Annotated in this window: 14 protein-coding genes; 3 read left to right on the forward strand and 11 right to left on the reverse strand. The window is 66.1% G+C overall.

Annotation, left to right across the window (positions count from 1 at the left end):
- Positions 1 to 3: 3 nt before the first annotated feature.
- Positions 4 to 1,968: a DNA topoisomerase III gene (locus R6258_RS02235; RefSeq protein ID WP_318446822.1), complete on the forward strand. Its 1,965-nt coding sequence runs from the start codon at positions 4 to 6 to the stop codon at positions 1,966 to 1,968.
- Entirely contained in the window at positions 1,965 to 2,861 is an 897-nt protein-coding gene (locus R6258_RS02240; protein ID WP_318446824.1) for a ketopantoate reductase family protein, read from the forward strand. The genes R6258_RS02235 and R6258_RS02240 overlap by 4 nt, the downstream gene beginning before the upstream one ends.
- Positions 2,862 to 3,087: 226 nt before the next feature.
- Here R6258_RS02240 and ppc read toward each other — a convergent pair whose 3' ends face one another.
- From ppc to cysM, 5 genes are all read right to left on the reverse strand, one after another.
- The gene (gene ppc / locus R6258_RS02245) at positions 3,088 to 5,736 is read right to left on the reverse strand and encodes a phosphoenolpyruvate carboxylase (protein ID WP_318446826.1); all 2,649 of its coding nucleotides are present in this window, start codon (positions 5,734 to 5,736) and stop codon (positions 3,088 to 3,090) included.
- Positions 5,729 to 6,592 carry a nucleoside triphosphate pyrophosphohydrolase gene (mazG, locus tag R6258_RS02250; RefSeq protein WP_318446828.1) on the reverse strand — a complete coding sequence of 288 codons (864 nt, stop codon included), beginning with the start codon at positions 6,590 to 6,592 and terminating at the stop codon, positions 5,729 to 5,731. Before mazG ends, ppc begins: the two co-directional genes overlap by 8 nt.
- Positions 6,589 to 8,847, reverse strand: a complete 2,259-nt coding sequence (gene relA / locus R6258_RS02255; RefSeq protein ID WP_318446830.1) for a GTP diphosphokinase — start codon at positions 8,845 to 8,847, stop codon at positions 6,589 to 6,591. The genes mazG and relA overlap by 4 nt, the downstream gene beginning before the upstream one ends.
- Positions 8,848 to 8,910: 63 nt before the next feature.
- The gene (rlmD, locus tag R6258_RS02260; protein WP_318446832.1) at positions 8,911 to 10,329 is read right to left on the reverse strand and encodes a 23S rRNA (uracil(1939)-C(5))-methyltransferase RlmD; all 1,419 of its coding nucleotides are present in this window, start codon (positions 10,327 to 10,329) and stop codon (positions 8,911 to 8,913) included.
- 2 nt (positions 10,330 to 10,331) lie between these two features.
- The gene (gene cysM, locus R6258_RS02265) at positions 10,332 to 11,228 is read right to left on the reverse strand and encodes a cysteine synthase CysM (RefSeq protein ID WP_318446834.1); all 897 of its coding nucleotides are present in this window, start codon (positions 11,226 to 11,228) and stop codon (positions 10,332 to 10,334) included.
- Between the two features lie 160 nt (positions 11,229 to 11,388).
- Here cysM and R6258_RS02270 point away from each other — a divergent pair, with 160 nt between their 5' ends.
- On the forward strand, positions 11,389 to 14,073 hold the full coding sequence (locus R6258_RS02270) for an ATP-binding protein (RefSeq protein WP_318446837.1): 2,685 nt from the start codon (positions 11,389 to 11,391) through the stop codon (positions 14,071 to 14,073).
- Between the two features lie 57 nt (positions 14,074 to 14,130).
- Here R6258_RS02270 and pdxJ read toward each other — a convergent pair whose 3' ends face one another.
- From pdxJ to lepA, 6 genes are read right to left on the reverse strand one after another with little or no spacing between them, the layout of a single operon-like run.
- Positions 14,131 to 14,922, reverse strand: a complete 792-nt coding sequence (gene pdxJ / locus R6258_RS02275) for a pyridoxine 5'-phosphate synthase (protein WP_318446840.1) — start codon at positions 14,920 to 14,922, stop codon at positions 14,131 to 14,133.
- Between the two features lie 44 nt (positions 14,923 to 14,966).
- Positions 14,967 to 15,665, reverse strand: a complete 699-nt coding sequence (gene recO, locus R6258_RS02280) for a DNA repair protein RecO (protein ID WP_318446843.1) — start codon at positions 15,663 to 15,665, stop codon at positions 14,967 to 14,969.
- Between the two features lie 5 nt (positions 15,666 to 15,670).
- A complete protein-coding gene (gene era, locus R6258_RS02285; protein ID WP_318446845.1) occupies positions 15,671 to 16,573 on the reverse strand; it encodes a GTPase Era in 903 nt (300 codons plus the stop codon).
- On the reverse strand, positions 16,570 to 17,259 hold the full coding sequence (rnc, locus tag R6258_RS02290) for a ribonuclease III (RefSeq protein WP_318446847.1): 690 nt from the start codon (positions 17,257 to 17,259) through the stop codon (positions 16,570 to 16,572). Before rnc ends, era begins: the two co-directional genes overlap by 4 nt.
- A gap of 47 nt (positions 17,260 to 17,306) precedes the next feature.
- A complete protein-coding gene (lepB, locus tag R6258_RS02295; protein ID WP_318446848.1) occupies positions 17,307 to 18,110 on the reverse strand; it encodes a signal peptidase I in 804 nt (267 codons plus the stop codon).
- Between the two features lie 13 nt (positions 18,111 to 18,123).
- Positions 18,124 to 19,929, reverse strand: coding sequence for a translation elongation factor 4 (gene lepA, locus R6258_RS02300; protein ID WP_412176343.1), 1,806 nt, complete (start codon positions 19,927 to 19,929; stop codon positions 18,124 to 18,126).
- Positions 19,930 to 19,978 lie beyond the last annotated feature (49 nt).

Raw genomic sequence — 19,978 nt, forward strand, 5'->3', positions numbered from 1 at the left:
GCCATGCGCCTGATCATCGCCGAGAAACCCAGCCTGGCCCGCGCCATCGCCGATGCCCTGCCCGGCGCCCCGCAGCGCATGGAAGGCGCGCTGCGCGTCGGCGACGACGTCGTCAGCTGGTGTTTCGGCCACCTGCTCGAGCAGGCCGCCCCCGACGCCTATGAAGCACGCTTCAAGCAGTGGCGCCTCGATCATCTGCCGATCGTTCCCGACCAGTGGCGGCTGACGCCGCGTCCCAAGGCGCGCGGCCAGTTGAAGGTCTTGCGCGGTCTGCTCAAGCAGGCCAGCGAGGTGATCCATGCCGGCGATCCCGATCGCGAGGGCCAGTTGCTGGTCCAGGAAGTGATCGAACATCTCGGCTGGCGTGGCCGCGTACAACGCCTGCTGATCAGCGATCTCAACCGCCCGGCGGTACAGCGCGCGCTGGCCGGTCTCGAGGACAATCGGGCCTACCAGGCGCTTTTTCGTGCCGCCGAGGCGCGTTCCCGCGCCGACTGGCTGTACGGCATCAACCTGACCCGCGCCTGGACGCTGACCGGGCGCCAGGCCGGCCATGACGGCGTACTCTCGGTGGGCCGGGTGCAGACCCCGGTACTCGGCCTGGTGGCGCGTCGCGACCTTGAAATCGCCGCCTTCGAGCCGCGCCCCTTCCATGTGCTGTGGGCGGATTTCCGGGTCGCCGCCGGCAGCGTGCGCGGCTGGTGGCAACCCGCCGAGCATCATCCGCTCGATGATCAGGGCCGCCTGCTCGAGCGAGCGCCCGCCGAGGCGCTGCTGGCGAAGTTGCCGGGGGCGCAGGGCCGGCTCGAGCGCCTGGAGAGCCAGGACAAGCGCCAGGCGGCCCCGCTGCCCTACTCGCTGTCGGCGCTGCAGGTCGACGCCGCGCGGCGCCACCGGCTATCCGCCAAGCAGGTGCTGGATACCTGCCAGGCGCTCTACGAACGCCATCAGTTGATCACCTACCCGCGCTCCGATTGCCGCCACCTGCCCGAGGCGCATTGGAGCGAGGCCAGGCGCACCCTGACCGGCGCCTGCCAGAAAGACGACACGCTGCGCGAATGGCTGGCCGGCGCCGATTTCAGCCGCCGCTCCAAGGCCTTCAATGACAAGCAGGTCGGCGCCCACCACGCCTTGGCGCCCACCGGCAAGCCGGCCGACCTGGCGCGCCTGTCGCACGCCGAGGCGAACGTCTTCCGGCTGATCGCGCGCAACGTGCTGGCCCAGTTCTACCCGCCGCTCGAGACCCGCGAGGTCAAGGCGACCTTTGGCGTCCTCGACGAACGCTTTCGCGCCCAGGGCCGCGAGATCCGCGTGGCCGGCTGGAAGCCGCTGTTCACCACCCGCGACGAGGCGCCGCCGCTGCCGCCGCTGACCGAGGGCGAGCCGGCCACGATCGGCGAGGCGGGCATCGAGGACAAGGAGACCCGCCCCCCCGAACCGTTCACCGACGCCAGCCTGATCAAGGCGATGATGAACATCGCCCGCTACGTCGACGATCCGGCGGTCAAGCGCACCTTGCGCGATACCGACGGCCTGGGTACCGAGGCGACCCGCGCCGGCATCATCGAGACACTGCTGACCCGCGGCTACCTGGTGCGTCAGGCCGGCGCCCTGCGCGCCACCCGCACCGGCCAGGCGCTGATCGCCGCGCTGCCCGACGCCGCCACGCGCCCCGAGCGCACCGCGCTATGGGAGCAGCGGCTGCGGGCGATCGCCGAGGGCGACGATCAGCCGGCACCGTTTCTCGACGCCCTGGTCGGCGACGTGCGTCAGCTGCTGACGGCGGCCGACGCCCAGCGCATGCGCCAGGCCCTGGGCAGCGCCGATGGCTTTGCCAGCGCGCCACCGAAGCGCCGTCGGGCCACCGGGGGCAGGCGCTCGAAATCGGATACCGGTCAGTCGACCGGCAAACGCCGTGGCACGCGCAAGCCGAGCACACGCGGCAAGCGCCGCACGGAGCAGTCATGAGTACAACCCCTTCCGCCGGTCCCTGGCTGATCCTGGGCGCCGGCTCGCTGGGCCGACTGCTGGCCTGTCGCCTGGCGAGTCACGTCGAACTGGCGCTGCTCGGTCGCCAGGCGAGCCGGGAGCCGCTGCTGCTGACCGATCCCGAGGGCGTGCAGAGCGCCTTGGGTATCGCACGGCTGCGCATCGACCAGGCGCCGCCGACGCCGGCGATGGTGCACATCACCACCAAGAGCCACGCCGTCGAGCCGGCACTGCGCGAACTGATGCCGCATATCGCCCCCGACACGCCGCTGGTGCTGTGGCAGAACGGCTACCAGGTTCAGCAGCCGCTGACCCGGCGCTGGCCCGGACCGGTACTCTGCGCCACCACCAGCGAAGGCGCGTATGTCGACGGCGCGGATGGCGTGGTGCACGCCGGTCACGGCCATACCTTCATCGGCCATCTCGACGGTGAGCACAGCGCCTTGGCTTCACAGGTTGCCAGCGTGCTCGACAGCACCGGGCTGGCCAGCGAGGCGTGTACTGACATTCACCGGCGCCTGTGGCACAAGCTCGTCGTCAATGCCGCGATCAACCCGCTGGCGGCACGCCACCGAATCGCCAACGGTCGATTGCGCGAACCGGCCTTTCGTCCTCGGATCGAGGCGATCGTCGCCGAATCGGCAACGATCATGGACGCGGAAGGCATCGCGCCCCCCGAGTCGGGCTGGGCGGCGATGGTCTGGCGGGTGATCGAATCGACCGCCGGCAACCGCGCCTCGATGCTGCAGGACGTGCTCGCCGGGCGGCCCACCGAGCGCGAGGCGATCCTCGCGCCGCTGCTCGAGGCCGCGACACGCCATGGGCTCGACGTGCCGGTGTTGCAGAGACTTTATCGGGACACACCGGACTGACCGCGAAGCTCGCAGCCTATTGCTCGCTACCGACCGACGCGCAGCCCGCGATGCGCCAGCGAGCGAAGCAATCAGGGCGGGAACGGGAAGTATTAAGACGGAGCGAGCTAGAGCCAGGCAAGGCGGAAACGGCTGAGAAACGGACTGGGCTCGCACCCGAGTTTACTTTAGTAAATGAGCATTTCGAAGCCGTTTCCAACGCAGCATGGCCGACGCGCAGCCCGTCTTAGCCCGTATTGCGCAGACCGGCGGCAATCCCCGCCATAGTCACCATCAACGCCCGCGACAGCGCCGGGCTGATCGCCCCGTCGGCGTCGCGATTACGCTGCAGTAGCTCAGCCTGCAGGCCATGCAACGGGTCGATGTAGGGATTGCGCACCTCAATCGCCTGACGGATCAGCGGCGTGCCCTCGAGCAACTCGTCCTGGTCGAGCACCGACAGCAATACGCCATGCAGCCGCCGAAGCCGTTCGCGCAAGGCTCCGCCCAGCGCCTGCAGAGCCGGTTCGTCGACCAGCCGATGCTCGTAGTATTCGGCGATGTTCAGGTCGGCCTTGGCGAGCAGCATCTCGAGCATGTCCAGATAGGTACCGAAGAACGGCCAGTTCTCGCGCATCTCGCGCAGGCGCGCCAGGCCATCGGGCTCTTCGAGCCGGGTCGCGAAAGCTTCGCCGCTGCCCAGCCAGGCCGGCAGCATCAGCCGGGTCTGGGTCCAGGCGAAGATCCACGGAATCGCCCGCAGCGATTCGACACCGCCTTCCTGACGACGCTTGGCCGGCCGCGAGCCCAGCGGTAGCCTGCCCAGCGCGCCTTCGGGGGTGACCGCGCGGAAATACGGCACGAAATCGGGGTCCTCGCGCACCACGCCGACATAAGCGCCGTGCGCGATACCCGCCAGGCGGTCCATCTCATCGCGCCATTGTGGCTGCGGCGAAGGCGGCGGCAACAGCGTCGCCTCGAGCACCGCACAGGCGTAGATCTCCATCGAGCGCAGCGCGATATCGGGCTGGCCGAATTTGAAACGGATCATCTCGCCCTGTTCGGTGACCCGCAGGCTGCCGTTGACCGAGCCGGGCGGCTGCGACAGGATCGCCGCGTGCGCCGGGCCGCCGCCGCGTCCCACGGTGCCTCCGCGGCCGTGGAACAGTGTCAGGTCGACGCCATGGCGCTGACAGACCTTGACCAGCGTTTCCTGGGCGCGGTACTGGGCCCAGGCGGCGGCCAACTGGCCGGCATCCTTGGCCGAATCCGAATAGCCGATCATGACTTCCTGGCTGTCGCCGGCGAGCTTGCGGTAGCCGGGCAGCGACAACAGCTGGTCGATGACCTCGCCGGCACGGTTCAAGTCGTCGAGGGTCTCGAACAGCGGCGCGATCGGCAGACGCACGTCGCCGCCGACCTCCTTCATCAGCAGCGCCACGGTCAGCACGTCGGAAGGCTGGCCGGCCATAGAGATGATGTAGGTGCCCAGCGCCTCGCGGTGCTCGTTGGCGATCGCGCGGAAGGTGTCGATTACCTCGCGGGCGTCGGTGGAGCAATCCCAGCGTCGCGGAATCAGCGGGCGCGGCGAGGTCAGCTCCTTGAGCAGGAATTCCTGGCGCTGGCTCTCGTCCCACTCTTGGTAGCGACCCAGGCCGAGATAGTCGGTCAGTTCGTCGAAGACCTGGGTGTGGCGCGTCGATTCTTGGCGGATATCGAGCTTGGTCAACGAGACCCCGAATACCGCGACGCGGCGCAGGGTATCCAGCAGCACTCCGTTGGCGATGGTGTCGAGGCCGACGTCGCACAGCGAGCGGTAGCAGGTCAGCAACGGCGCGTAGAGCTGATCGCGGGTCTCGATGATCGGACCGCTCTCGTAGGGGGCGCCGTCGAGGCATGCCTGCGCCCAGTCGCGGGTCGCCTCGAGGCGTGCGGTGAGCCGCTTGAGCAGCGCCCGGTACGGCTCGGGCTCATCGCCGACTTCGGCCTTGAGCGCGCTGTTGGCCTTCCACATCGACAGCTCGGCCCTCAACTGCTCGAGGTCGCGCAGATACAGGTCGGCCGCCATCCAACGCCCCAGCAGCAGCACCTCGCGGGTGACCTTGGCGGTGACGTTGGGGTTGCCATCGCGATCGCCGCCCATCCAGGAGGCGAAGCGCAGCGGCGCGGCGTCCAGCGGCAGGCGCTCGCCGGCGGACTCGAGCAGCAAGTTGTCGAGATCACGATGGAAATCGGGCACCGCCTGCCACAGCGAGTTCTCGATCACCGCGAAGCCCCACTTGGCCTCGTCCACCGGCGTGGGCCGTTCGTGGCGTATCTCGTCGGTGTGCCAGGCCTGGCTGATCAACTCCTGCAGGCGGCTTTGGATCCGCGAGGCCTTCTCGGGGTAATCGATGGCGCCCTCCATCGAGGTCAGGCATTCGTCGATGGCGTCGTATTTCTGAATCAGCGTGCGTCGGATGACCTCGGTGGGGTGCGCGGTCAGCACCAGCTCGACGCGCATGCCGGCCAGCGTCTCGACCAGCTGGCGTGGGCTGTAGCCGGCCCGGTTGGCGCGGTCGAGCAATTCTCCGAGTACCGGCTGAAAGCCCGGCTTGTAATCTTCGACACGACGAAACCGCGCGCGATAGTGCTGCTCGGCGATGTTGGCCAGGTTGAGGAACTGATTGAAGGCGCGGGTCACCGGCAGCAGATCGTGCTCGGGCAGCGCCCGCAGGTATTCGATCAACTCGCGCTGTGAGCCGCCCTCGCCCTGACGGCCGCCCTTGGCCAGACTACGGATGGCCTCGATCTTGTCGACGAAGCCAGGCCCCAGGTCGTCGGCGATGGTATGCCCCAGGCAGTCACCCAGCACGCGAACGTTGTCGCGCAGCGATTCGTGCAAGTCGTCACTCATTGAGGCTCTCCTCGGTCGGGTTCCGTTCGCGGCGTTTGGCATCTTCCCAGTGCCGGTCCATTTCCTCCAGCGAGGCACTGCCGGGGGCATGGCCCTCTTCGGCCAGCCGTCGCTCGACATGCCGGAAACGCCGCTCGAATTTGTTGTTGGTCGCACGCAGCGAATGCTCGGGGTCGGCCTTGAGCCGGCGAGCCAGATTGACCGCGGCGAACAGCAGATCGCCGACCTCCTCGCGGGCATGGGCGTCATCGTTCGCGGCCAGCGCCGCCTCGACCTCGGCGAGTTCCTCGCGGATCTTGGCGATCGCACCCCGGGTATCCGGCCAGTCGAAGCCGACCCGTGCCGCGCGCTTGGATAACTTATTGGCGCGCGACAGGGCCGGCAGTGCGAGCGGGACGTCGTCCAGCGCCGAGATGGCGGCTCGGTTTTCGCGTTCGCTGGCCTTGCGCGCCTCCCAGTGCGAGTGGATCTGGGCGGTTTCCACCTCGGCGGCACTCACCCCGGTACGCCGCGAACCCAGGGTACCATCGGGAAACACGTGCGGGTGGCGGGCGAGCATCTTGGCGGTCAGCGTATCGACCACGTCGTGGAAATCGAAGCGCCCCTCTTCAACGCCGAAGCGACTGTAATAGACCACCTGGAACAACAGATCGCCGAGTTCGCCGGGCAGCTCCTCGAAGGCGCGCCGCTCGATGGCGTCGGCGACCTCGTAGGCTTCCTCGATGGTGTGCGGGACGATGGTGTCCCACTGCTGCCTGACGTCCCACGGGCAGCCATACTGCGGGTCGCGCAGTACCGCCATCAGCTCGAGCAGGTCGTCGAGCGAATAGCGTGGCCGGGCATTGGTCAAACTCATCGCTTGGCTCCTTGAGCGCCGCTACGCAGACGCTTGACGTCGATGACGTTGGGCAACTGCTGGATGCGCGCGAAGATCCGCCCCAGCGACTCGAGGCCATCGACTTCCAGATTGATGGTCATGCGCGCGACATTGTCGTCCTTGTCGGTGGCGGTATTGACGCCCATCACATTGACCTTGTCGTTGCTCAGCACGTTGGTCACGTCGCGCAGCAGGCCGGAGCGATCCCAGGCCTCGATCTGCATGACCACCGGGTACTGGGTACGCGCCTGGTCGCCCCATTCGACGTCGACGATGCGCCCCGGCTCCTCGCTGCGCAGTTGCAGGATGTTGGGGCAGTCCTGGCGATGGATGGTCACGCCGCGGCCCTGGGTGATGTAACCGATGATCTGCTCGCCCGGTACCGGATGGCAGCAGTTGGCCATGGTGGTCTTGAGGTTGCCGACGCCGAGCACGGTGATGCCCTCGCCCGGCGTCTTGGCCGAGCGCTTGGGCTTGGCCAGCAGCCGATCGAGCTGCTCCTCGTCGTCGGTATCGCCGAACAGTTGCTGTGCCTGGTGCAGTACCTGGCCGATGCGCAGGTCGCCGGCGCCGATCGCGGCGTACATGTCGTCCGGGCTCTGGTAGTTGACCGCGCTGGCCAGCGTGGCGAGATCGAACCCCTCGAGATCCAGGCGCCGGAACTCCTTCTCGAAGAGCGCCCGCCCCTCGTCGAGATTCTGATCCCGCGCCTGGTGCTTGAACCACGACTGTATCTTGGCGCGCGCCCGCGAGGTCTTGACGAATCCCAGGCTGGGATTGAGCCAGTCGCGACTCGGTCCGCCCTTGGTGGCGTTGAGGATCTCGACCTGCTGACCGGTCTTGAGCCGGTAGGTCAACGGCACGATCCGCCCGTTGACCTTGGCACCACGGCAACGGTGGCCGATCTCGGTATGCACGCGATAGGCAAAGTCGATCGGTGTGGCCACCCGCGGCAGGTCGATGACATGCCCGTCGGGGGTAAACACGTAGATGCGATCCGGCGCGACGTCGCTCGACAGTCCTTCGCGCAGATCGCCGATATCGCCGACCTCGTCCTGCCACTCGAGCACCTGACGCAACCAGGCGATCTTCTCTTCGTAGCTGCGGCTCTTGCCGCCGACATCGTGGCCCTTGTAGCGCCAATGCGCGCAGACCCCTAGCTCGGCCTCTTCGTGCATGGCGAAGGTGCGGATCTGGATCTCCAGCACCTTGTTCTGCGGGCCGATCATTGCGGTATGCAACGACTGGTAGCCGTTCTTCTTGGGATTGGCGATGTAGTCGTCGAACTCGTTGGGCACGTGGTGCCAGCGCGAGTGGACGATCCCCAGCGCGGTATAGCAGTCGGCGACCTCGGGCACCAGGATACGCACGGCGCGCACGTCGTAGACTTCCGAAAAATCGATGTGCTTGCGCTGCATCTTGCGCCAGATCGAATAGATGTGCTTGGCCCGGCCGGTGACGTCGTAGCGGGCGATGCCGTGCTGGTCGAGCAGCGACTTGAGCGTGCCGACCACGTCCTGGATGTAGTGGTCGCGATCGACGCGCTTCTCGGCGAGCAGCTTGGCGATCGCCTTGTAGTCCACTTCGTGCAGGTAGCGAAACGACAGGTCCTCGAGTTCCCACTTGAGATGGCCGATGCCCAGCCGGTGAGCCAACGGCGCATAGATGTCGAACACCTCGCGGGCCACGCGCAGCTGCTTGTCGCGCGGCGCATCCTTGACCTGGCGCAGCGCGCAGGTGCGCTCGGCGATCTTGATCAGCGCGACGCGCACGTCGTCGATCATGGTCACCAGCATCTTGCGCAGGTTTTCCTGCTGGTTGTGCTGCGAGAGCCCCTGGCTGGGCGTCTGCTGCTGACTGATCGCGGCCATGTTGAGCACGCCGTCGATCAGCTTGGCGACGTTCGCGCCGAAGCGCTTCTCGATCGCCTCGAGCGCGATCAGCCCCTCGCGCACCGCGCGATACAACACGGCCGCCTCGAGTACCTCCTGGTCGAGGCGCAGCTCGCCGAGGATATCGGCCATCTCCAGCCCGGTGCGGAAACTCGAACCGTCCTCGAGCCAGGCCTTGTGCGGCTTCTCGGCCTCGCGGGCGAGCCGGTCGGCCAGCTCGCAGGCCACTTTCATGCCGTCGACGTCGCGCAGCGCCACGTCGTCCTGCAGTCGCTCCAGCCAACGCGCGATGTCCACGCGCCCCTGGCCAGTCAGCGGCTGGTCTTCACGAACCTTGACCATCGCCTCGGGTTCCTCCCGTCGTTGTTCTATTGCATCGCATCGTCGCCGAGCCCGAGTCGCCGGTTAGCGATGCGTGTCGCGCCGAGCATCGCGCTCGAAGAGTACCAGCGACTCGAGATGCGCCGTCTGCACGAACATGTCGGCGACCGCCGTGCGGCTGATGCGGTAACCGGCACGCACGAGACGTGCCGCATCGCGCGCCAGCGTGGCCGGATCACAGGCCACATAGAGTACTCGTGCGATGCCGCTGGCCGCCAACGCTCGGCATACCGCCTCGGCGCCTTCACGAGGCGGGTCGAGTACCACCAGATCCGGTCGCGGCTCGAGATCGGGCGGCGCGGCCAGGTCGGCCTGGCACGCCACGACATTCGTCAGGGCGTTGCGCCGAGCGTTGTCGCGCAGGCGCTCAACCATCGCCGGGCTGCCCTCCACGGCGGTCACTTCAGCGGCATGCAGGGCCAGCGGCAGCGAAAAATTGCCCACTCCGGCAAACAGATCGAGCACGCGTTCCTCGCCGCTCAATGCCAGCCAGTCGAGCGCCGTATCGACCATCAACTGGTTGACCTCGGCATTGATCTGCAGGAAGTCGCCGGGCGCATAACTCAGGCTTAGCCGGCGCTCGTCGCAGGTCAAGGCATGGCCGGTCAAACCATTGCAGGCCAAACCATAATCGAGCTCGACCGGTTCGCCGAGCCAGCGCCAGGTCGGCGACTCGCGGCCCACCAGCCAGGCGACATGCACGTCGTGGGCCTCTCCCCAGGCCTGCCAGGCATGCGCGTCGGCGGGGTTGTCGCGCAATTGGCGCACCACCACGACGCGCAGGCGATCGCCGGCAAGCAGCTCGAGATGACCGACGTGGCGTGGCGCGTCGAGACTGGCGAGCTGCTCGCGCAGCGGCGCTATCAACGCCTCGAGCTGCGGTACCAGGATCGTACAGCTGTCGATATCCACCAGATGATGGCTGGCCCGGGCGCGAAAGCCCAGATGCACATCGCCGTCGCTGTCGAGCTTGACGCCGAGCCGCGCCCGCCTGCGATAACCGAGACCGGCTCCCGCCAGCAGCGAGGGCGGCTCGGCCAGCTCGATTCCCTGGCGACTCAACTGCTCGATGAGCACCTCACGCTTATGTCGCCGCTGTGCCGCCAGCGCCAGGTGCTGCAGGTCGCAACCGCCGCACTGCGCATAATGCGGACACGGCGGCGTGGCGCGCTCGGGCGAGCGCTGCAGCCAGCGACGCACATGGGCTTCGTCGAAACGCTTGCGGCGGCGATGCACGGCGATCTCCACATGCTCGCCGGGCAATGCGCCGCTGACGAACAGGGTCTTGCCGTCGGCGCCACGCGCCACGCCGCGTCCTTCGTGGGAGAGTCGCTCGATAAGCACGCCGTGCTCGGGCAAGGCGGCATCGTCGGGCGCAGGGGCGGTAGTCGCTGCGGTCGGCCGCGTCGGGCGCGCGGGCCGTTTCTTTCCCAACATGGCCATGTTTAGACGCCGGGCGCGAACAGGCCCGTCGACAGGTAGCGATCGCCCCGGTCGCAGACGATGAACGCGATCACGGCATTCTCGAGGCGTTCGGCAATGCGCAGCGCTCCGGCCAACGCGCCACCCGACGAGACGCCGGCGAAGATTCCCTCCTCGCGAGCCAGGCGACGCATGTGCTCCTCGGCCTCGTGCTGGCCGATATCGAGTACGCTGTCGACCAGCGAGGCATCGAAGATGCTCGGCAGGTAGGCCTCGGGCCAGCGACGAATGCCGGCGATACTCGCGCCGTCGGACGGCTGCAGGCCAACGATCTGCACCTGGGGGCTGACCTCCTTGAGATAGCGCGATACACCCATGATGGTTCCGGTGGTGCCCATCGAGCTGACGAAGTGGGTCAGCGTGCCCTCGGTCTGACGCCACAGCTCCGGGCCGGTGCCGCGATAGTGCGCCAACGGATTGTCGGGGTTGGCGAACTGGTTGAGCGGCTTGCCCTCGCCCTCGGCGACCATGCGGTCGGCCAGGTCGCGGGCGCCTTCCATGCCCTCCTGCTTGGTCACCGTGATCAGCTCGGCGCCGTAGGCGGCCATCGCCTGCTTGCGCTCCCCGGTGGCGCTGTCGGGCATGATCAGCACCATTCGGTAACCCTTGATCGCCGCGGCCATCGCCAGGGCGATGCCGGTGTTGCCCGAGGTCGCCTCGATCAGGGTATCGCCGGGCTTGATCTCACCGCGGGCCTCGGCCTGGCGGATCATCGACAAAGCCGGACGGTCCTTGACCGAGCCCGCGGGGTTGTCGCCTTCCAGCTTGGCCAGCAGGATGTTGTTGCGGCCGGCCGTGATGCGCTGCAGACGCACCAGCGGCGTGTTACCGACCGTGTCTTCGAGAGTGGGAAATTCCATCTACGCTTCCTTTAAGCCCATCGCCAGCGACCGCATCCCTGTACGACCCGGACCGCAGCGATAAAAATTACTCGCATTATATCCTTGCCATCCGGCACTGGACAGGCAGACTGCCCGGCTATGGCATACTCTGCGCATCATGTCGTCAACGAGAAGCCTAATGTCTTTGCGTCTTCGCCTGTGTCTCGTTCTGCTGGTCGCGCCGCTACTGCTGCTGTTGCTGTTCGGCGTTTGGCAATTGCAGCAGGACGCAGAGCTTCGCCGCACCGCGCTGACTTCACGGCTGACCGATAGCCTGGCCCTGCTGCGCGACCCAGCCGCACAGGATCCGCGGGCCGAAGCCAACAGGCTGGCATTACGCCTGCTGAGCCTCGATGAAGTACGCGGGGCGACCCTCCGATCGCACGACGGCCAGCTTCTCAATCATGTCGGCACGGTACGGCCCGTGTCGGCAGGTCCTCCCCGAGCGGGCCTCATCCAACACGCCGAGCGCTGGCATCTTCAGCTACCGCTGACGACTCGCAATGATCCTCAATCGCCGTTGTGGCTCGACTTGACGCTGCGCGACGGCGTGTTCGATCTGGCCTATTACCGGCAATTGACCCGGTTCATGCTCGCCTGGCTGGCGGCGGCATTGTTGCTTGGCGGGCTCTGCTATCTGCTTTATCGGCGCCTGTTCGCCACCCTGGACGATCAGCGCGACGCCCTGCAACGGCTTTATGCCGGCGACTACGAGTTCCGCCTGCGGCCTGGCGGCGCCCGTGAGCTGACGACCACCAGCACCGCGATCAACGCACTCGGCGAGCATCTTCAGGCCGCCCAGGAGGACATGCGCCAGCAGGTCGAACAGGCCACCGCCGATCTGCGCGAATCGATGGATACCATCGAGATCCAGAACATCGAGCTCGATGGGGCACGCCGCCGGGCGCTGGAAGCCAACCGCGTCAAATCGCAGTTCCTCGCCAACATGAGCCATGAGATCCGCACCCCGCTCAACGGCATCATCGGCTTTTGCCGGCTGTTGGGGCGCAGTCAACTGGACGATCATCAGCGCGAATGGCTCAAGCACATCGAAATGGCCTCGACCAACTTGCTGTCGCTGATCAACGATATCCTCGACTTCTCGAAGATCGAAGCCGGCAAGCTGCGGCTCGCCTCGGTCGAGCTGGACATGGCCGAACTGGTCGACGAGGTGCTCGTTCTGCAGGCTCCCGATGCCCAGCAGAAAGACCTGCAGCTGCTGAGCCTGGTCTACGACGACGTGCCCCGGGCCCTGCTCGGCGATCCGCTGCGCATCAAGCAGGTGCTCACCAACCTGGTACACAACGCCGTGAAGTTCACCGAGCGTGGCGAAGTGATCGTGCGCGTTCAGGTCGAGGGATCGCTGGGCAGCAAAACCACGCTCAGCGTCAGGATCAGTGACACCGGCCCGGGGCTGGCCGACGACGTGCGTCAGCATCTGTTCCAGCCGTTCACCCAGAGTTCGACGGTCAGCTCCAGCCATGTCAGCGGTACCGGCCTGGGGCTGATGATCTGCAAGCAACTGGTCGAGCAGATGGGGGGCGATATCGTCGCCGACACGCAACCGGTACAGGGCACGACCTTCACCGTCTCGCTGCCCTTGCGTATCGCCCCGCGCGCCGTGCAACGTCCGCCGGCCATCGACCTCGACGCCGTGCGCATCGCGATCCATGAGCCGCACACCCTGACACGCCAGGCCCTCGCGCACCTGCTGCGCGGCTGGGGCGCCGAGGTTCAGATACTGACCGCGCCGCCCACCGCCGAGGGGCTCGCCACGGGTACTCAACTGGTCATCGTGGCACTCAGCCAGGGCGGTCTTGGCGCTCAGGTATCGCGGCTCCGCCAGCAGCTCGGCACGCTGCCCTGTCGCCTGCTGCTATTGGTCAATGGCGAGCCGCAAACCACCGACGAAGCGCTCGCCCTGCCCGAGGGCGCCCGGTTGTTCTACAAACCGCTGACCCGGACCCGGCTGGCCCAGGCGCTCAAGCCGCTGCTCAGCGATACGCCTACCGCCCTTTTGACCCATGCGCCCCTCGATCAGGAACCCGCCCCCCTCGATCAGGAACCCGGCAAGCCCTGGGTGCTGGCGGTCGACGACATCGAGACCAACCGCCTGCTGGTGGGCGAGCTGCTGAGCCAGCTCGGCGTCGCCAGCGTACTGGCTGAAAGCGGCGAGGAAGCGCTGGCGCTGGCGAGCGGCCAGCACTTCGACCTGGTGTTGATGGACATTCGCATGCCGGGCATGAGTGGGTTGGAGACGATGACGGCGCTACGCCGCCTGGGCGGCGCCTGGGCCCACTGTCCGTTCGTCGCGTTGACCGCCCATGCCATGCCCGACGACTCGCAGGAATTGATCGATGCCGGGATGCAGGCGGTGCTCACCAAACCGCTGGATACCGATGCGCTCGAGGACTTGCTCGCCAATTATCTGGGCCTGACGCTGTCGGCGCCGGCACGGCCCGACACCACCGCACCCCGCGTCGACGACGAATTGCCGGTGATCGATGAAGAGCTGGGCGTGACCCTCGCCGGTGGCCGTCAGGAATTGGCCGAGCGCATGCTGGAAGGCTTGCTCGAGAGCCTCGACGATAGCGAGGCCGAGCTTAGGGACAGCTACTCGGCCAACGACACCACGGCGTTTCTCGATGCCGTGCATCATCTCAACGGCGCTTGCCGCTACTGCGGCGTGCCGCAACTGGCGCTGGTCGCCGAGACCCTGGAATCGCGCCTGCGAGCTCAGGGCATCGAGGCGGTCGACGATGTGTTCGTCACCCTGCTGGAGGCGATGCAGCGTTTGCGCGACTGGCAGGCCACGCAGGCCTAGCGCGACGCCTGCGGCATGCCTCCCGTCGGGTCGAGCTGCCGGCCATTGGCGCCGCGGCTAGTGGGCTTCGCCGTGATCGTGTCCGTGGCCGTCGTCCAGCGCCGCCACGAAACCGGCCTCGTAGCCGGCGATGGCCAGGCGCTTCATCTCGGCGACGGCTTCCTTGAGCCCCACGAACAATGCACGGGAGATGATTGCATGGCCGATGTTGAGTTCGTTGAGCCCGGGTATGGCGGCGATCGCCTCGACATTGTGGTAATTGAGACCGTGCCCGGCATTGACCACCAGCCCCAGTTCGAGGGCCAGCTCGGCGGCCGCCGCGACCCGTCCATGTTCGATGCGCGCGGTCTCGCCACGGGCTTCGGCATAGGCGCCGGTATGCAACTCGACGACCGGAGCGCCGGTCTCGAAAGCGGCGCGAATCTGTTCCGGCTCGGGGTCGATGAACAGTGACACCTCGCAACCGGCGGCGGTCAGCCGTTCGCAGGCCGCGGCGATCGCGGCACGCGAACCGACCACATCCAGCCCGCCCTCGGTGGTCAGCTCTTCACGCTTTTCGGGTACCAGGCAGACATGCGCCGGGCGTACGCGCTCGGCGAATGCGATCATCTCCTCGGTGACCGCCATTTCCAGATTCATGTGCGTGTTGAGCATGTCGGCCAGGCGCACCACATCGGCGTCCTGAATATGCCGCCGATCCTCGCGAAGATGCAGGGTAATTCCGTCGGCGCCGGCTTCTTCGGCCAGCAACGCGGCCTGGACCGGGTCAGGATAGCGCGTGCCGCGCGCCTGTCGCAGGGTGGCGATATGGTCGATGTTGACGCCGAGCAGGATCCGCGGGGGCTGCATGCTTGTCTCCTTGGTAGGGCTGGATCGGGAAGAAATGCGCTCAATCAGTGTCGCCGACGTGCAGCCAGCTGTCGCATCAATTCGCGTGAGCGCAGCGGCGTCGTCCCCAGCAGCGGCGCCAGCGCCGCTCGCGTCAGCGACTTGGCGACGCCCGCCAGCCCCGGGCTCGCCCAGTCGCCCTGGGCGAGCAGACGCAGGGTGCGACCGTCGATGCCCGATTCGTCATCGGAGCGCTGGAAGTGACGTTGCGAGGCGCGATAGACATAGCGCGCCTGAGGGTCCAGTTCACGCTCGTCCAGATCGCGGAAAACCGGTTCGGCGTCGAGCGCCTCGAGCAGGGTGATTTCGAGCCGGCGCAACGCCGACGCGCGACGCGCCGGGGTCGGCAGCTCGCCGAGCAGTGCCGAATAGAAGGCAAACACCTCGGCGACCGGCAGCAGCGGCGGCAACAGGCGGGTCAACAGCTCGTTGGCATACAGACCGCACAGTAGCCCCTCTCCCGCCAGCAGGCTCGCCGAGCCGCCGGATTCCATCAGCCGCAAGCGCTTGAGCTCGTTGTTGCCGCTCCAGGTGACATGCAGCGGCGCGAACGGCTGGAGTCGCGAACGACTCTTGCTCCCGGCACGCTGCACGCCCTGGGCGACCGCGCGTACCCGGCCGTGCTCCAGGGTGAGCAGATCGACCAGCGCACTGGTCTCTCGATAGGGACGCTTGTGCAACAGATACGCCGGCTGGGGCTGCATGCCGCTCAATCCAGGTTGTAGCCCAGGCTCTTGAGCGCCCGATCGTCATCCGACCAGCCGCGCTTGACCTTGACCCACAGATTGAGCATCACCTTGGCGCCGAAGGCGCGCTCCATCTCCAGGCGCGCCTCGCGGCCGATGTTCTTGATCCGCTCACCGTTCTCGCCGATCAGGATCTTCTTCTGACCGGGGCGCTCGACCAGCATCAGCGCGCTGATGTGGATGATCCGCTGCTCGTCGCGAAACTCTTCGATTTCGACGGTCATCTGGTACGGCAACTCGTCGCCGAGCTGACGCATGACCTTCTCGCGCACCAACTCGGCGGCCAGGAAGCGCTGGCTACGGTCGGTGACCTGATCGTCGGGGAAGTAATGGATGCTTTCCGGCAGGTACTTGGCGACCTCGCCCTCCAGCTCGGGAACGTTGCTGCCGTGTTTGGCCGATAGCGGCAGGATCGCGGCGAATTCGCGCTTGGCCTGCAGCTTCTCGAGCCAGGGCAACAGATCACTCTTGTCGTCCATGCGATCGGTCTTGTTGACCGCCAGGATCACCGGCGCCTTGACGTGGGTGAGCTTGTCCAGCACCACGTCGTCCTCCTGGGTCCAGCGGGTGCGATCGATCAGAAAGACCACGCAGTCGACATCACGCAGCGCCTGGGTCGCCGCCTGGTTCATGAAGCGGTTGATGGCCTTGTTGCGATCCTTGGACTGGATATGCATGCCGGGCGTGTCGACGTAGATGAACTGCGCATCATTTTCGGTCTTGATGCCCATGACCTGGTGGCGCGTGGTCTGCGGGCGCCGCGAGGTGATCGAGATCTTCTGGCCGAGGATGCGGTTCATCAGCGTCGACTTGCCGACGTTCGGACGGCCGACGATGGCGACGAATCCACAGGTCTGTTGGCTCATAGTCGGCCTCCTCGCGGATCGAGCAGGACCAGCGCTTTCTGCGCGGCTTCCTGCTCGGCATAACGGCGGCTCGAGCCCACACCCTGGGTGTGGTCGTCGAGCATGTCGATGTGACACTCCACGGTGAAGGTCTGAGCGTGCGCCTCGCCCTCCACGGAGATCACGTCATAGCGCGGCAGCGGCGCCTGGCGCGACTGCAGGAATTCCTGCAAGCGCGTCTTGGGGTCCTTCTGGGTATCGAGCAGATCGATCGACTCCAGACGGGTGCCGTACCAGGCGAGGATACGCGCCTTGACCGCATCCATGCCGGCGTCCAGGTAGATCGCACCGATCACCGCCTCCATGGCGTCGGCGAGTATCGAATCGCGCCGAAAGCCGCCGCTCTTCATCTCGCCGGACCCCAGCCGAAGCTGTTCGCCAACCTCGAATTCGCGGGCCAACTCGGCCAACGTCTGGCCCTTGACCAGCCGAGCACGCAGCCGCGAAAGCTGACCTTCGCGAGCCTGGGGAAAACGCTGGAACAGCGCCTCGCCGATGACGAAGTTGACGATCGAATCGCCCAGGAATTCCAGGCGCTCGTTGTTGTCCCCGCCGTAGCTGCGATGGGTCAGGGCCAGCTCCAGCAGGCTCGCATCACGGAAACAATAACCGATGCGGCGGCTGAAGGCATTGTGGGGGTTGCTCACGAAACTACTGCTCTCGATTGGACTGGAAGACGTTGCGACATGGGCGCTCAATGGAGCAGGCGGACCGAGCTGAAGCTCGGCAGGCCACCGTCCCAATGCATCCACACGGCAAAGGCCTTGCCGACGATATTGGCCTCCGGCACGAAGCCCCAGTAACGGCTGTCGTTGGAGTGGTCGCGATTGTCACCCATCATGAAATAGTGACCCGGCGGCACCGTGACCTCGCGCATCTGCGGGCCCGGGTCGCGCGGGTTGTTGTACAGCGAGTGTTCGTGCTCGCCCAGCCATTCCCTGAACTCGACCTCCCCCGGCGCGCGCTCGGGGTTCTCGTCGATCAACTCCTTGGGCACCGGTTCGCCGTTGACGTAGAGCTGCTTGCCTTCGTAGCGAATGCGGTCGCCCGGCAGACCCACCACGCGCTTGATGAAATTGACCGAGGGATCCTGGGGAAAGCGGAACACCATGACGTCTCCGCGCTGCGGCTCGCCCAGATCGACGACCTCGGTGTTGGCCACCGGCAAGCGCAGGCCGTAGGTGAACTTGTTGACCAGGATGAAATCGCCGATTTCCAGCGTTGGACGCATCGAGCCCGAGGGAATCTGGAACGGTTCGATCAGGAAACTGCGCAGCAGCAACACGACCAGCAGCACCGGGAAGAAGGACCGGGCATAGTCGACCGGCCAGGGCTCGCGGGCGAGCTTGCGTCGGGTGCCGTCATCCAGTGTCGCGCCGCTCGCCGACTCGGCCGACGCCAGCTGCGCCAGGCGTCGACGGCGCCACCAGGTGGCGTCGAGCAGCCATACCAGTCCCGTGACGGCCACGGCCACCACCAGCAGTAGCGAAAAATCCATGCGTGATCAGTTCCTAGTCATTGACCTTGAGTACGGCAAGGAAGGCATCCTGGGGAATTTCCACGCGACCCACCTGCTTCATGCGCTTCTTGCCGGCCTTCTGCTTCTCGAGCAGCTTTTTCTTGCGGCTCACGTCGCCGCCGTAACACTTGGCGGTCACGTTCTTGCGCAGCGCCTTGACCGTCGAGCGCGCCACCACCTGGCTGCCGATCGTCGCCTGGATCGCCACGTCGAACATCTGCCGGGGGATCAGTTCCTTCATCTTCTCGACCAGCGAGCGACCACGCCCCTGGGCGTGATCGCGATGGATGATCGCCGCCAGCGCGTCGACCTTGTCGCCGTTGATCAGCACGTCGAGGCGCACCAGCTTGGCGGCCTGGAAGCGCTCGAAACTGTAATCCAGGGAAGCGTAGCCCTTGGAGATCGACTTGAGTCGATCGAAGAAGTCCATCACTACCTCGGACATCGGCAGCTCGTAGGTCAGCTGGATCTGATTGCCCAGGAATTGCATGTCGAGCTGCACACCGCGGCGCAGCTCGCACTCGGCGATCACGTTGCCGACGTACTCCTGCGGCACCAGGATGCTGGCGCGCACGATCGGCTCGCGCATCTCGTCGACGGCGGCCATGTCGGGCAGCTTCGAGGGGTTGGCGACGTAGCGCAGCTCGCCGTCGTTCATCGCCAATTCGTAGACCACCGTCGGCGCGGTGGTCAGAAGATCCAGGTTGTACTCGCGCTCGAGTCGCTCCTGGATGATCTCCATGTGCAACGTCCCCAGGAAGCCGACCCGGAAACCAAAGCCCAGCGCGTCGGAGTTCTCCGGCTCGTAGTCCAGCGAGGCATCGTTGAGCGCGAGCTTTTCGAGCGCGTCACGAAACTCCTCGTAGTCGTCGGAACTGACCGGGAACATGCCCGCATAGACTTGCGGCTTGACCTTCTGGAAACCCGGCAGGCGCGGGGTATCCGGCGTCTTGGCATGGGTGATGGTATCGCCGACCGGCGCGCCGTGGATGTCCTTGATTCCGGCTACAACGAAACCCACCTCGCCGGCACGCAGGATGCCCGTCTGCTTGCGCTTGGGGGTGAAGATGCCCACCTCGGTGGCTTCCCAATCGCGTCCGGTGGACTTCATGCGAATCTTGTCGCCCTTCTTCAGGGTACCGTCGAACAGCCTGATCAATGACACCACGCCCAGATAGTTGTCGAACCAGGAGTCGATGATCAGTGCCTGCAAAGGTCCTTGCGAGTCGCCCTTGGGGGGCGGTATGTCGCGCACCAGGCGCTCCAGCAGCGCCTCCATGCCGATCCCGGTCTTGGCCGAAACCTGGCAGGCATCGACGGCGTCCAGACCGATGATCTCCTCGATCTCCTGGGCGACCCGATCGGGGTCGGCCTGGGGCAGATCGATCTTGTTGAGTACCGGCAACACCTCGAGATCCTGGGTGATCGCGGTGTAGCAGTTGGCCACCGATTGCGCCTCGACGCCCTGGGCGGCATCGACCACCAGCAGCGCCCCTTCGCAGGCGTACAGCGAACGCGACACTTCGTAGGAGAAGTCGACGTGGCCGGGAGTATCGATGAAGTTGAGCTGGTAGGTCTCGCCGTTTTCGGCGGTGTAATCCAGCGTCACCGACTGTGCCTTGATGGTGATGCCGCGCTCGCGTTCCAGATCCATCGAATCGAGGACCTGCTCCTTGAGCTCGCGCTCGCTCAATCCGCCGCATAGCTGAATGATGCGATCGGCCAGCGTCGACTTGCCATGATCAATATGCGCGATGATTGAGAAATTTCTTATGTGGCTGATTTCTCTGTGATTCACGTTGCTGCTCATTAAGCCCAACCCGGTTTCATGAACACACCTGAGTGCG

Source organism: Halomonas sp. HP20-15 (assembly GCF_033446685.1).
In the GTDB taxonomy this organism is placed as follows: Bacteria; Pseudomonadota; Gammaproteobacteria; order Pseudomonadales; family Halomonadaceae; genus Modicisalibacter.

What these genes read in the sequence shown, in the direction of transcription:
- R6258_RS02235 (WP_318446822.1), top strand. Translation starts at nt 4, where the DNA reads ATGCGCCTGATCATCGCCGAGAAACCCAGCCTGGCCCGCGCCATCGCC.
- R6258_RS02240 (WP_318446824.1), top strand. Translation starts at nt 1,965, where the DNA reads ATGAGTACAACCCCTTCCGCCGGTCCCTGGCTGATCCTGGGCGCCGGC.
- ppc (WP_318446826.1), bottom strand. Translation starts at nt 5,736, where the DNA reads ATGAGTGACGACTTGCACGAATCGCTGCGCGACAACGTTCGCGTGCTG.
- mazG (WP_318446828.1), bottom strand. Translation starts at nt 6,592, where the DNA reads ATGAGTTTGACCAATGCCCGGCCACGCTATTCGCTCGACGACCTGCTC.
- relA (WP_318446830.1), bottom strand. Translation starts at nt 8,847, where the DNA reads ATGGTCAAGGTTCGTGAAGACCAGCCGCTGACTGGCCAGGGGCGCGTG.
- rlmD (WP_318446832.1), bottom strand. Translation starts at nt 10,329, where the DNA reads ATGGCCATGTTGGGAAAGAAACGGCCCGCGCGCCCGACGCGGCCGACC.
- cysM (WP_318446834.1), bottom strand. Translation starts at nt 11,228, where the DNA reads ATGGAATTTCCCACTCTCGAAGACACGGTCGGTAACACGCCGCTGGTG.
- R6258_RS02270 (WP_318446837.1), top strand. Translation starts at nt 11,389, where the DNA reads ATGTCTTTGCGTCTTCGCCTGTGTCTCGTTCTGCTGGTCGCGCCGCTA.
- pdxJ (WP_318446840.1), bottom strand. Translation starts at nt 14,922, where the DNA reads ATGCAGCCCCCGCGGATCCTGCTCGGCGTCAACATCGACCATATCGCC.
- recO (WP_318446843.1), bottom strand. Translation starts at nt 15,665, where the DNA reads ATGCAGCCCCAGCCGGCGTATCTGTTGCACAAGCGTCCCTATCGAGAG.
- era (WP_318446845.1), bottom strand. Translation starts at nt 16,573, where the DNA reads ATGAGCCAACAGACCTGTGGATTCGTCGCCATCGTCGGCCGTCCGAAC.
- lepB (WP_318446848.1), bottom strand. Translation starts at nt 18,110, where the DNA reads ATGGATTTTTCGCTACTGCTGGTGGTGGCCGTGGCCGTCACGGGACTG.